The 12029-nt window shown below is 49.4% G+C and carries 12 protein-coding genes and 1 tRNA gene; 3 read left to right on the top strand and 10 right to left on the bottom strand.

Annotated elements, in window-relative coordinates; all coding sequences use genetic code 11:
* Nucleotides 1-4: 4 nt before the first annotated feature.
* Entirely contained in the window at nucleotides 5-1288 is a 1284-nt protein-coding gene (locus Kalk_RS09740) for a sensor histidine kinase (RefSeq protein WP_101894063.1), read from the top strand.
* A gap of 27 nt (nucleotides 1289-1315) precedes the next feature.
* Entirely contained in the window at nucleotides 1316-1852 is a 537-nt protein-coding gene (locus tag Kalk_RS09735) for a response regulator transcription factor (RefSeq protein ID WP_101894062.1), read from the top strand.
* Between the two features lie 13 nt (nucleotides 1853-1865).
* Here Kalk_RS09735 and Kalk_RS09730 read toward each other — a convergent pair whose 3' ends face one another.
* Nucleotides 1866-3563 carry an HAD family hydrolase gene (locus tag Kalk_RS09730; protein ID WP_101894061.1) on the bottom strand — a complete coding sequence of 566 codons (1698 nt, stop codon included), beginning with the start codon at nucleotides 3561-3563 and terminating at the stop codon, nucleotides 1866-1868.
* 322 nt (nucleotides 3564-3885) lie between these two features.
* Here Kalk_RS09730 and Kalk_RS09725 point away from each other — a divergent pair, with 322 nt between their 5' ends.
* Nucleotides 3886-5319: a sodium/proline symporter gene (locus Kalk_RS09725; protein ID WP_101894060.1), complete on the top strand. Its 1434-nt coding sequence runs from the start codon at nucleotides 3886-3888 to the stop codon at nucleotides 5317-5319.
* A gap of 50 nt (nucleotides 5320-5369) precedes the next feature.
* Here the strand turns inward: Kalk_RS09725 and Kalk_RS09720 are convergent.
* The 9 genes from Kalk_RS09720 to Kalk_RS09680 form a co-directional block, all read right to left on the bottom strand.
* Nucleotides 5370-5446: transfer RNA gene (locus tag Kalk_RS09720), tRNA-Arg, on the bottom strand.
* A 135-nt stretch (nucleotides 5447-5581) separates the two neighbouring features.
* Nucleotides 5582-7066 (bottom strand): cytochrome D1 domain-containing protein, encoded by a 1485-nt coding sequence (locus Kalk_RS09715; RefSeq protein WP_101894059.1) that lies wholly within the window; start codon nucleotides 7064-7066, stop codon nucleotides 5582-5584.
* A 1-nt stretch (nucleotide 7067) separates the two neighbouring features.
* The gene (gene nirJ / locus Kalk_RS09710) at nucleotides 7068-8288 is read right to left on the bottom strand and encodes a heme d1 biosynthesis radical SAM protein NirJ (RefSeq protein WP_101894058.1); all 1221 of its coding nucleotides are present in this window, start codon (nucleotides 8286-8288) and stop codon (nucleotides 7068-7070) included.
* Between the two features lie 14 nt (nucleotides 8289-8302).
* Nucleotides 8303-8815 (bottom strand): siroheme decarboxylase subunit beta, encoded by a 513-nt coding sequence (gene ahbB / locus Kalk_RS09705; RefSeq protein ID WP_101894057.1) that lies wholly within the window; start codon nucleotides 8813-8815, stop codon nucleotides 8303-8305.
* Complete coding sequence (locus tag Kalk_RS09700; protein WP_101894056.1) at nucleotides 8790-9284, bottom strand: Lrp/AsnC family transcriptional regulator; 495 nt, start codon at nucleotides 9282-9284, stop codon at nucleotides 8790-8792. The genes ahbB (Kalk_RS09705) and Kalk_RS09700 overlap by 26 nt, the downstream gene beginning before the upstream one ends.
* Nucleotides 9265-9759 (bottom strand): siroheme decarboxylase subunit beta, encoded by a 495-nt coding sequence (gene ahbB, locus Kalk_RS09695; protein WP_101894055.1) that lies wholly within the window; start codon nucleotides 9757-9759, stop codon nucleotides 9265-9267. Before ahbB (Kalk_RS09695) ends, Kalk_RS09700 begins: the two co-directional genes overlap by 20 nt.
* Nucleotides 9756-10217 (bottom strand): Lrp/AsnC family transcriptional regulator, encoded by a 462-nt coding sequence (locus Kalk_RS09690; protein ID WP_101894054.1) that lies wholly within the window; start codon nucleotides 10215-10217, stop codon nucleotides 9756-9758. The genes ahbB (Kalk_RS09695) and Kalk_RS09690 overlap by 4 nt, the downstream gene beginning before the upstream one ends.
* Nucleotides 10218-10219: 2 nt before the next feature.
* Nucleotides 10220-11389, bottom strand: a complete 1170-nt coding sequence (locus Kalk_RS09685; RefSeq protein WP_101894053.1) for a cytochrome D1 domain-containing protein — start codon at nucleotides 11387-11389, stop codon at nucleotides 10220-10222.
* On the bottom strand, nucleotides 11386-11715 hold the full coding sequence (locus tag Kalk_RS09680) for a c-type cytochrome (RefSeq protein ID WP_101894052.1): 330 nt from the start codon (nucleotides 11713-11715) through the stop codon (nucleotides 11386-11388). Before Kalk_RS09680 ends, Kalk_RS09685 begins: the two co-directional genes overlap by 4 nt.
* Nucleotides 11716-12029 lie beyond the last annotated feature (314 nt).

The raw sequence follows: 12029 nt of genomic DNA, 5'->3' as shown, positions 1-12029 counted from the left end.
AAATATGGCAGAGCAAAGCGCGATTCTTTCGGTGTCTGGCTCACGTTATTTGCATGGGTACAACTGTGCTCTGGTGGGTGTCATGCTTTTGGCTTCGGTTTTGCTCATCTGGCAAGGATTCCAATTGCCGTCGCTGATAGTGTGTGGGGCAATTGTAATACAGTTGATGCTGAGTGTGGGTGTGTGGTTTGTGCTGTGGCGTGGCGTTCGACAGAATCCAAAGCTGTATTTTTTTGTGTTCATTCTATCAGTGGTTAATTTTGGCCTATACCTCTATGGTGCAGGTGGGCATACCAACCCCGCAATATCGATTCTCTTAGTGCCCGTTGCGCTAAGTGCAGTATTACTGCACTGGAAAAACACCATAATACTGGCGCTGCTGGTGGTGTCGCTGTACACCTTGCTGACCAGCTATTTTCTTCCGCTGTCAGCAAGCTCACAGGGTGGGCACCACGGTGTTCACCAGCATGATAATCTTATGCAGTTTCACCTATTAGGGATGTGGCTGACGTTTGCGATTTCCACGGCGTTGATCTGTGTGTTAGTAATACCGCTGGCTCGTTCCGTGCGTAGACAGCAAGCGCTTATTGCTCATCAAAGTGAAAAACTCTTGCAGGATGAACAGCTGGTATCGTTGGCAACGTTTGCTGCGAGTTCGGCCCATAAAATGGGAACGCCACTGTCTACCTTATCTATTCTAGTGGATGATCTCAGTGAGGTGGTGGCGGGTAAGCCCGAGTGGCAGAAGGATAGGGACCTGATGGTTCAGCAGATCAGTATGTGTAAAAATATCCTGCAGGAAATGGTGCGAAAGGCTGAAGATTTACGGCAGAATAGTCGTGAGCCGATGTCTGTTTCTGAATTGGTGGGCAGTCTGCGTGAGCAGTTTAATCTATTGCACCCTCAGTTAGCGCTTCAAGTAGATAGCGAAACGCCACAGGATGTTCAAGTGTTGGCGGATGCTACATTAGAGCAAGCACTGCTGAACCTGTTGGATAATGCGGTGCGGGCAAGCAAGAGTGCGCCTCAGATGAGCATTAAAAGTAAATCTGGTAATCTTGTTATCAGCATAAAGGATGCAGGCCCTGGAGTTCCGGAAGATATACGCCAGCAGTTGGGGCAGCCATTTGTGAGTGCGCGTAAAGATGGGTTAGGGCTGGGTTTGTTCCTGTCTCATGCAACCATCAACCGTTTGCAGGGAGAGTTAAACGTGCGAACCGGCGTTGATGGTACTGTTGTTGAGATCAGTCTTCCTCTTTTTGAGATGGCCCAGCAGGTAGACCTATGACCTCCTGTTACCGAAGAAGATGCAATAATGGTTGATGACGCAAACGTGCTTTTAATAGATGATGATGCTGTTTTTTTGCAGACATTAAGCCGTTCTTTAGGGCGAAAAGGATTGTCAGTCGACACCGCTCAGGATGAATCTGTAGCTATGCCGCTTTTACGGCAGCGACATTATGATTTGGTTTTGTTGGATTTGAACCTGGCAGGTGAAAGTGGTTTAAACTTGTTGGATCAGATTAAAGTGTTGCGTCCAAATCAGCGTGTAGTCATGCTCACCGCTTATGCCAGTATTGCAACGGCGGTGGAAGCTGTTAAAAAGGGGGCGGATAACTATCTTTGCAAGCCGATCAATGCCAGCGAAATTATGGGGCTGTTTGCGGATGCTGACATTAGTCAGGATGCCTCAATTGAAGAAACGCCCTTCAGTGTGGATAGGTTGGAATGGGAGCACCTGCAGAAAGTATTGATGGATTACAACGGCAACATATCGGCTACTGCCAGGGCGTTGAATATGCACCGACGCACTTTGCAACGAAAATTGCAAAAGCGGCCAGTGCAAAAATAACGAAGCCTATGTCTTAGGTGGCTGCATTGCGCAGGCAAGCCAGTACCAAGGCCCAGAATTCTGAAAAATCATTCACCACTACATCCGGCTTGTGAGGGTAGCGATCGTTACCGGGAAAGATGGTATGTAGCCAATTTCGATCCCATTGAGCACCGTTGAAGAATACGCCGGTAAATCCACCTAATTTGGAAGCGATGATGTCAGTGGTACTGTCTCCCACGTACCAGATATCCATGGCCGGTTCCCGGTGGAGTTGGGCAGCTGATTCAATCAGCTGGTCAGGATGAGGTTTGCGATTGACGGTGTCATCTCCGCATATCATGGTGTCAAATAGATTGACCCACGTGCCGCCCTCTACTGCTTTGATTTCGTGCTCGAAGAACTCACGATCACGGTTAGTAATGACCCCAAGTTTTAGACCTAGTGCTTTAAGGCCTACCATGACGCTGCGTACTTGGGGTTCAAAAGGCAACACCGTGCCGAAATGGTTACGATAATGCTGATTAAAAATTCTATGCGCTATTTGCTTTGCTTCCTGATCTTCGCCAAACAGAACTTCAAAAATATCAGTGCGTGAAATTTTACGATCGGCTTTTATTTTGGGATGTAATTGCGCGTAGCTGCGAACGTATTCCACCAGTCTGGCATCATCGGGTGACTTGCTTTGCTGAGGATCAACCATGCGCGTTAGCAAGCCATGTTGTTCCAGTTCGGGCAGCATATCATCCACTGCGCGGTACATGGCGTCCAGCGTATCTACAAGAGTGGCATGCCAATCGAAAAGAATGATGCGTGGGGCGGTAAGTTTGGCAACAGAAGGATGCCAGTCTGGTTCAATATGCAGCGGAGGGGCCTTCGGCGCCGGAAAAGCAGGTGGCCGTGCCTTACTGACGATCTTTTCAAATGCATCTGGATTGTTGTCTTGCACTTGTTCCAATTGATCCATCAGTTCTTCAAAGCTGTTGATGATGGCATCAGGAACATAGCGTTCGTCCTCGGAGAAAAGCTGGTTCAGTTCATCTGGTGTGCGGCAGCCGCCGTTGTAGAATACAGCCGTTACTCCGGCCTCTTTGGCCGTTACCATATCAAGGTAGCTGTCGCCGATGTACCAAGTGTCTGGCTTGGGGTAGATGTCACTCTGTGCCAGTGCATAACGAATCACCTGAGGATCAGGCTTGTAGTGGGTGACGTCATCTGCACAAGTTGACAATTCAATCAAGCGTGGCCATGAGCCATCGTCCACAGTGCGCAGCTCGTGTTCAAAAAATTCTCGGCTGCGATTGGTGGCAACACCAACGATAATGCCAAGGCGTTTTAGTGAAGCCAGGTATTCTCGAGCGCCTTGTTGAAACGGTTTAACTTTGCCAAAGTAATTTCGATAGCACTTATTGTAGGCCCGGTGTGCCATGGTTTTTGCGTCGAGATCGTCGCCGAAAAGTGCGTTAAAGATTTCTGTGCGGCTTATTCGACGCTCTGCCAGTATTTTCGGGTGTAGACGCCTGAACAAGCGAATATAGCGGACCAACTTAATATCGTCTTTGGAGTGGCAATCGGCTTCTGACTGCAAGCGGTCTATCAGATGCAGATCCTCAAGTTGTGGCAGCATTTCCTCCAGTGCAGCAATCATAGCGTCCTGGGTATCGACCAGTGTGCCGTGCCAGTCGAACAAGATGGCTCTGGGAATGGGTAAGATATGAGTCGTTTTATTCATGACTTAAGAATGAGTTTAGGTGGCAGAAATTGCAAGTAGGGAGCGAAAACGCGAGACACAGCAGGTCGAAATAGAGCAAACCAGATTTGCGTTTAACAGTAGGGTTGTTAGCATGCATCACGAGTGTCACCTTGTGTTCGTGATTGAAACGATAGAATTCCAATAAACGTGTAGCCATCTATTTTAAGATAATGCATCGAATTAGGCGTGAACGTCTACAAATAATGATACTTATATCAATTGGTTGCGTAGTGCTGTGGGCGTCTGCCCTGCTGCTGAAAATGCCGTGCCTTACCTATAATCAGACAACATGGATAATTTCATGATCGAAACCAGCTTTTTATTTTCACTGCTTATATTTCTGGCCATTGGGCTTTCATCCATGGTTAAGAGCCGTAAGACAGCTGAGGATTATTTGGTTGCAGGCAAGGCGATTCCAGCTTGGCTGGCAGGGCTTTCGGCAGTGGCGACGAATAACAGCGGTTTTATGTTTATCGGTATGATCGGGCTAACCTATGCCACAGGGTTGTCCTCTATTTGGTTGATGGTGGGCTGGATTGGGGGTGATCTGATGGTGTCATTTTTGACCTTGAGGCCATTGCATGCCGCTTCGCGTTCGGAGAAGGTTCATTCATATGGCGGGTTGCTGGCTCATTGGCATGGTGATGATAATCATGCACTACGTCGCTTGATTGGTGTGCTTACCATTTTCTTTCTTACTCTCTATGCTGCTGCGCAATTTAAAGCAGGTAGTAAAGCAACCTCGGTACTTTTAGAGTGGGATCGGACATGGGGTATTCTGATTAGTGCCGGTATTGTTCTGTTATACAGTGCTGCCGGCGGACTGCGTGCCTCTATTTGGACTGATGCGGTTCAGTCTTTTGTCATGTTGTTTGGCATGGGGATGCTAATAGTTGGAGGCATTGAGCTAGCGGGTGGGTGGTCTTTGTCTTTGGAAAAGATTGCCTCTATTGATCCTCAATATATCAACTGGTTTCCTGATACAGATTTGATTGGTGTCACGTTGTTTGTTCTAGGTTGGTTGTTCGGCGGTATTGCGGTGGTCGGTCAGCCACATATCGTTGTTCGCTTCATCAGCCTGGATGATGAATCACATATCAACCGTATGAGGCTTTACTATTACGCCTGGTTCATACTTTTCTACAGTGCAACGATTATTGTCGGCTTGCTAAGCCGTATTGCGTTTCCTGAAAGCTCTGACTTTGATTCGGAGTTGGCGCTGCCCACCATGGCGCAGTTGATATTGCCGGACGTCCTGGTGGGAGTAATACTGGCTGCGTTGTTTGCTGCAACTCTGTCGACGGCGGATTCTTTGATTTTGTCCTGCTCGGCCGCAGTAACCCGTGATATGGTGCAGCAGCCGGGTAAGATGCATTCGCTATGGGTTGCCAAGTTGACCACTGCTGGAGTGATCGCCATTGCTGTGTCGATTGCATTGACCGGCTCGGAATCAGTCTTTGCACTGGTGCTTGATGCCTGGGGGCTGTTGGGGTCAGCGTTTGCGCCGTTGGTGCTTTTGAATGCTATGGGTAAGCGCATACCTCAGTCAACTTCCATCACTATGGTAGTTACCGGTGTTGCTGTGTTTCTGCTGTGGCAGCAAGTGGGTTGGGGTGCGGTGATATACAGCGTAGCTCCCGGCATGATTGCGGGGCTGTTTGCTTATTTCGTGTTGAATAATAACGGCATCAGAGAGGAAGCCAGTCGGGCGATTCCCAATGCAGAGAGAAAGTGAGCAGTGTGGATATTTGCGCGAGGGTGGAAACGTATTATCGATATAAAAAATGGCGCGCCCGGAGAGATTCGAACTCCCGACCAAGTGGTTCGAAGCCACCTACTCTATCCAGCTGAGCTACGGGCGCGTGCCGTCAAAAATGACGCCTTGTCGGTGATTGGCGTGATAACAATCTGATTTTGTTCAGATTGTTGGCCAACGTGACCGGCAAGAGCGACATTATACAGGGCAAAACCCAACAAACTCAATCCACTACTGTAAATTAGTGGCTGGTTCCCGCCGAGTAGTGGGTTTTGTTGTACACATTGTATTTGCCACTGGGTTTACGCATGGGAAGCCGCTTTACTTCTTGGAGTGTCTGGCTGTCGTAAACGATGACAGCACCGTCATCCTCCCATATGGACAGCAGGGCGTGGCGGCCATCTTTGGTGAATTCAACATGTGCGGCGGTTTTTCCTGGCTCTGGCTTCAGAGTATGAGCTATTTCCAGGGTTTGTTTGTCAATCAAGTGTACTGCGTCTTTGTTGGGGCCAAAGAACACATCAACCCAGGCATACGGGCTGTTGTCGTGGCTGCGCATGAAGAAACCGGGGCCCAGGGTGTCGATCTGTTTAATTACTTTCCAGCTGCTCATATCGATGATGGAGATTTTGCCTTCTTTCAGGTGGGGTGTGGCCATAACGGTTTTGCCTTGATAGTCCCAGCTGATTCCGGAGCCTAAGTGGGGCATGCCAGCCAGCGGTACGGTGGCAATGGTTTTGCCGCTTTCCAGTGCGACGACTTGTCCGCGATCGCCTTCACGGCTGGCTCCAATCAGGTGTTGGTAGCTCGCGTCGAAAAAGAAATCATCCAGATACGCGTCGGTACTGATGGAGCGGACTTTGAATGGTGTGCGATAGGGTATCTCCAGAATGGTTTTCTCATCTTTCAATGCAGCAATAAAACTGTTGCGAGGTGGTGCGGTGTAGACAGCGCTTACTCGACCGTCAACCGGTATCACTTTTATGGGAGACAGTGTCTCAGTATCCAGTAGTACCAGGTTGTGGGGCAGGTAGTTCGCAACCATTGCATAGCGTCCGTCGAACGACACAGCCATATTACGCGTGTTGATACCGGCACGAATCTCTGCCACGGTTTTAAGATTGTAGATATCAAATTTGCTGATCCAGCCGTCGCGAGAAGCAAAATATACATAGCGACCTTCTGGTGAGTATTTGGGGCCACCGTGCAATGCAAATCGGGTGGCGAAGCGATGGATCGGGTTGAAGGTGTCGCCATCAAGCAAGGTGGCATGATGGTCACCCAGCTCAACTACAATAAACAGATTTTGCAAATCAGCCTGGAACACTGGCTGACTGGAAAGTTGGTTTTGTTGAAAATGAATTTGCTGGCTGGATTTGATGTCCGCAAGTGTCCATTCAGGCTGTGTGTCGGGTTCCTCATAGATGTAGTTTACCAGTAGCTCGGTCTGGGTGTTGTTGAGGGTGTGTGCGAATGCGGGCATTTGGGTCGCAGCGCGCCCTGATTGGATGACTTGGGCTGCATCAGACTTGCGTAATCGTGATAGGTTGCCTGGTAATAACGCGGGCCCCATGCCACCAAGCCGTTGAGCTCCATGGCAACTGGTGCAGTACTGGGTATACAGCTGTTTAGCAGAGTTTGAATCTTCGGCTGCTGTCGTTAGTGCAGGAAACAATAATATAAAATTGAACAAAGTCAGTAGCAACAGGCTGCTTGGGTGTTTCATGTTAATCGAGAATCCTTGTGGTGATGCGATTGGCCGAGCCGCTGTTGGAAGGCAGGGGAATACGTTCAGCTGAGTAGTTCTGCGGTAAACCAATTTCATCATCATCAAGATAACAGGCTGGATCCTCTGCCCATGCATTGCCGGTGAGCTGGTAGGCGCGTACACGGGTGTTGCCGCCGCAAATACTCAGGTGCTGACAGTGAGCGCAGCGCCCCTCTACCGGGCGTGGTTTTTGTCGGAACCCGGCCATCAGAGGATCAGTGTTGCGGCTCCAAATGGCGGAAAACGGCTCATCTTTTACGTTGCCTAGATTATAGTTCCACCAGAAGGTATCGGGGTGAACATTGCCCAGGTTGTCGATGTTGGATATGTTCTGGCCGCTGGAGTTGCCACCCCAGTTGATTAGCCGTTGGCGCAGGGCCATGACTTGGTCGGGGGCATTGCGCTCAGCCCATTGCAACAGGAATGGGCCGTCTGCATCGTTATTGCCAGTCACATATTCTCGAACAATGCCGCGATTAAGCTCGTCCCAGCAGCGTTCAAACAGGCGGTTCATTGCAGTGCGGGTGGTTTGATGAAAGACATCGTGCTTGCGATGCCGGTTGCCGCGGCCGGAATAATTCAGATGCGATAAGTAGAATTTATCGATATTGCGTTCCGCTATAATGTCCAGTAAGGGGTCCAGCTCGTGACTGTTATCTTGAGTAAGGGTAAATCGCGCACCGACCTTAATGCCATGTTGCTGACACAGCTCCATGCCATGCAGTGAAGCATCGAATGCTCCCTTCTTTTGGCGAAAGCGATCGTGGGTTTCACGAATGCCATCAAGGCTTACGCCGACATAATCGTAGCCTATGTCGGCGATCTGCTGAATATTGTCTTCATTGATAAGCGTTCCATTGCTGGACAGCCCCACATAGAAACCCATTGCTTTGGCTCTGCGTGATATGTCGAAGATATCGGGTCTTAGCAGTGGTTCACCACCGGACAGTATCAAGACAGGAACCCGAAACTGCTTCAGGTCATCCATTACGTGGAAAATCTGATCTGTGGTTAACTCGCCTGGGAAATCAACATCAGCCGAAATGGAATAGCAATGTTTGCAAGTGAGATTGCAGCGCCGTATCAGATTCCAGATCACAACCGGCCCTGGAGGATTCCTGGCGGGAGGAACCGGACTGGGGTTGAGTATGGTTTGCATATATTGTGTGATGCGAAACATGATGCTGCCTCGAGTCAGTCGGCCAGTCGCAGGCCGGTTTTTTTCAAGATGCGAGTTGAATACAGAACATCGCTACCATGATTATCGATGCCGATTAAATCAGATATGGCCTGGATGTGATCCTGTACATCGTCGCGGCTGTGTCCATGTACCATCGCGAACAGATTGTAAGGCCACTCCGGAAGATGTCGGGGGCGGTGGTAGCAATGACTGACAAAATCCAGCGCTCCTATCTTTGGGCCTAGATCACTGACGCGATTGTCGGGCACGTTCCACACCGTCATACCATTGGCACGAAAGCCAAGGCTATAGTGGTTCGGCACAGCCGCAATGCGACGAATAACGCCATGATCTAGCATGCGCTGAAAACGGGCCTTAACTTCGCAAGCGGTGATACCCAGTTGTTGTGCCAGGTTTTGATATGGCTGGCTTACCAGGGGCAGCCCGCTCTGGGTGAGCTGAATCAGCTTTCGATCCAGCGCATTGATTTGGTAGCCTGTTTTAGACTGGGAATCGTAATCCAACATAGTATTCCTCGATCTTCGGCATGTTATAAACCGGATAACCGGTGGTCGACTCGATTTGAGAGACAACGCGTTCGACATCTGCTTTTTGCTCAGTGGCAATCACGAACCACATGTTAAATTTATGGGTGCGTTGATAGTTGTGAGCGATCTCTGGCAGCTCGTTTACCTGGGCAGCAACATGATCGAACTCATCTTCGGGAATGCGCATAGCAGCCAGTGCCAGCCCGCCCCCCAAACGCTCGGCATGAAACATGGGGCCAAAGCGACTAAGCACTTTGTTATCCAGCATGGTTTGCAGCCGTGATAGCAATTCATGCTCTTGAATGCCGAGTTCATCAGCCACCAACAGATAGGGTTGATCACACACAGGCATGCCGTCCTGCAGTCGATTGATGATGCGTCGGTCAGTCTGATCGAGTTCAAACTTATCCTGTAAAGTCGGCCTGGAGTCAGCTGGCGCGGCGGGCATAGTGGCCTCCGGTCTGTTTGAATTGCTGGTTGCTGAATAGGATGGATCTGGGGATATGCTGCAGTTCGTATTGACGGGTGAGCAGTTCTAATTGTGTCAGGACGCTTTCGCGACTTTTACCATGAATCATGCAGTACAGGTTATAAGGCCAATCCGGCAACTGACGGCGGCGCTTATAACAGAGGGTGACGCAGTCCGCCTGCCGCAGTAACTCCCCCACTTGATCGACTTTATCATCGGCAACATTCCATACCACCATGGCGTTGGATCGGTAGCCGACTGCATGGTGGCGCACCACTAAGCCCATGCGTTTGATATACCCTTCCCGGAGCCAGTGTTCAATTTGCTCCATTACCAGTGGTTCTGGTAGATCCAGTTGCAGCGAGAGTGTGCGGTAGGGAGTTGCCGTCAGTGGCAGGCCATCCTGGATGGCAGCTTTAAGTCGATCTTGTTGAACTTCGGTGAGTACGTTCATGCTTTATCCTGCCATTGCAATTGGAAGCCTAGGTCAATGTGGTAGGCTTGTTCCATGGGCAGCACCAACATGGGCATACCCGTACCACGTTCTATAGCTTGCAGTGTGGTTTGAAGATCTTCGTGATCACAGGCAGTAACTACAAACCATAGGTTAAATTCATGTTCCCGCTCATAGTTATGATTAACCCCTTCAAAACTATTTATAAAGTCTGCAATTTCCAGTAGGCGCTCGGAAGGAACTGCGAGTGCTGCCAGTGTGCTGGACCCTGCGCGATGGTGATCGAACACAGGGCCTACCCGGGTGATCACTCGCTGTGAGCGCAAGGTTCGCAAGCAATCGATGACCTCCTGCTCCTTTACACCAAACTCGGCAGCAAGTTGTTGGAATGGTCTCGGCCCAACCGGAAAGCCCTTCTGATAACAATCGATTAATTGACGGGAAAGATTATCCAGCATGGTTACAATCCTATCTGGTGTGCGCGGTTGGTAAAAAATATCCCGCTGGGTGCATTGGCAGGCAGAGTGTGAAGGCGTTGTAGTGTTTTAGTGTCGTATATATCAATTCGATTTTCGTCGCGTACAGAAATCCAGACCTGTTCGCCTCTTGGCGTGAATTCCATATGCAAAACACCCTTTCCGGGAACAAGTGTTTTTATCACTTCACTTGTTTCGGTATCAATAATCTGAACAGTGTCATTATCGGGGAATGCGAAGTTGACCCACACCCGGCGGTGATCGGGTTGGGTCATAACAAATACAGGTTGTCCATGCACAGGTATATGCTGTAGAAGTTGCCAGTTATTCATGTCCATCACTAATACTTCATTGCGACCTACCGCGGGAAAAAAAGCTTTATTCCCTGAAATAGCCCATCCTTCCAAGTGTGGCATTTTATAAACGGGCATTTTCTCAGATCCTTTTCCATAGTCGGGCAGTATGCGTTGTACGCCCTGTTCTGGGTGCCAGAGGTCCAGCAAAGCCAAGCCATCTTCTCCAAAAAGCCCAGCGATGTAGTAGCGACCTTGTGGCGAAATCAACCCATCATAGGGTGCGCGGCCGATGTTTGAGAAACGCTGGATATTTGGAGAAGATGGATCCGACATGTCTACCAACCAGATGGCGTTACCATCGTACAGGCTGAACACAAAGCGATTCCCTGGAGCATCCACTAAGCCTACGGTTTTAGAGAATTTCCCTGGCGCATACTCAGCTGGGATATCTGCTATAAGATCCAGTGTATCGGCAGAAAATATTTTGACACCTCCCGGATCGTAATTGGATACCGCTACCATTGATCCATCCTGGCTGATTGCCCCGCCAATGCTGTTGCCACCTTGCAGGATTCTGTGATCCAATTTTTGTTGCAGCAGATCAACCTTGCTCAAACCTCCATCGCGACCGAATACATAGGCGTAACGTTGATCCCGTGAATAGACAATGGATGCATGGGAGAGGTCGCCGAGCCCTTCTACTTGGTTGATAGCGTTGTGATGAGTTGTGTTTACGATTTGCACAGATCCACTGGCGCGCTCGATCACGACACCAAGATCTCCGGTTGGAAGCAGAGTTGATCGATGTGTGCATGCGCATAATAACAATGAGCACAGCATCAGGCTGAAGCGCATCATATTGCTCCTTGTTTTAGCTGGGTAACGATCCAATGAATCTCTTTATCTGAAAAAAAACGTTGCCAGGGCGGCATGGGCGTGCCGGGCACACCATTTCTGATCACGGATATCAAATAGTTGTCGGGCAGTTGTTTGAGTCGCGACGCACGCAAGTCAGGGCCAAGCCCACCTGCCAGGGTAAGCCCATGGCAAGACCCACAGTCCTGTTTTACTGTGTAAATAATGTCTGCCTGACGTTGTTCCGAGGGCGCAGCATGAACCGTTGAGCTAAACAATGCGCCGAACACCCAGAATGCTATTTTAATTTTGTCATGATCCCTTCTCATGGCATTTATTCTAGGAATCGATGAGCTGAGAAACCTGTTTTAGATCAGTGTTTCAGCCATAAACAGCAAGGCGTAATACTTTGTAGGTACGCCTGGGGCGATAAGTTGGTATCCATCCTGTTCTGTTGATCTCGCTCAAGCTTTGCTGGCCACCCAGTGTCAATAATGCCAATCAGTAGAGAAGGGGAGATCTCAGTATGGAATATGCACAACTAAGTGAAAGTGCTTTTATTCTAGCCGCTTTGGGTTGGGTTCTATTTCAATGCAGCAGCCTTTTAATCATGGCTCGATGGCTTTGTCCGTCGAAAAAGATT

Origin of the sequence: Ketobacter alkanivorans, from assembly GCF_002863865.1 — a bacterium.
Lineage (GTDB): Bacteria > Pseudomonadota > Gammaproteobacteria > Pseudomonadales > Ketobacteraceae > Ketobacter > Ketobacter alkanivorans.
The sequence above is the reverse complement of the archived record's forward strand: the minus strand, read 5'-3'. Positions and strand labels throughout refer to the sequence as shown.

Coding starts and splice junctions, on each gene's coding strand:
- Kalk_RS09730 (WP_101894061.1), bottom strand. CDS start 3,563: ATGAATAAAACGACTCATATCTTACCCATTCCCAGAGCCATCTTGTTC.
- Kalk_RS09700 (WP_101894056.1), bottom strand. CDS start 9,284: ATGCCCGCCGCGCCAGCTGACTCCAGGCCGACTTTACAGGATAAGTTT.
- Kalk_RS09725 (WP_101894060.1), top strand. CDS start 3,886: ATGATCGAAACCAGCTTTTTATTTTCACTGCTTATATTTCTGGCCATT.
- Kalk_RS09735 (WP_101894062.1), top strand. CDS start 1,316: ATGGTTGATGACGCAAACGTGCTTTTAATAGATGATGATGCTGTTTTT.
- Kalk_RS09740 (WP_101894063.1), top strand. CDS start 5: ATGGCAGAGCAAAGCGCGATTCTTTCGGTGTCTGGCTCACGTTATTTG.
- Kalk_RS09685 (WP_101894053.1), bottom strand. CDS start 11,389: ATGATGCGCTTCAGCCTGATGCTGTGCTCATTGTTATTATGCGCATGC.
- ahbB (WP_101894055.1), bottom strand. CDS start 9,759: ATGAACGTACTCACCGAAGTTCAACAAGATCGACTTAAAGCTGCCATC.
- Kalk_RS09715 (WP_101894059.1), bottom strand. CDS start 7,066: ATGAAACACCCAAGCAGCCTGTTGCTACTGACTTTGTTCAATTTTATA.
- ahbB (WP_101894057.1), bottom strand. CDS start 8,815: ATGTTGGATTACGATTCCCAGTCTAAAACAGGCTACCAAATCAATGCG.
- Kalk_RS09680 (WP_101894052.1), bottom strand. CDS start 11,715: ATGAGAAGGGATCATGACAAAATTAAAATAGCATTCTGGGTGTTCGGC.
- Kalk_RS09690 (WP_101894054.1), bottom strand. CDS start 10,217: ATGCTGGATAATCTTTCCCGTCAATTAATCGATTGTTATCAGAAGGGC.
- nirJ (WP_101894058.1), bottom strand. CDS start 8,288: ATGTTTCGCATCACACAATATATGCAAACCATACTCAACCCCAGTCCG.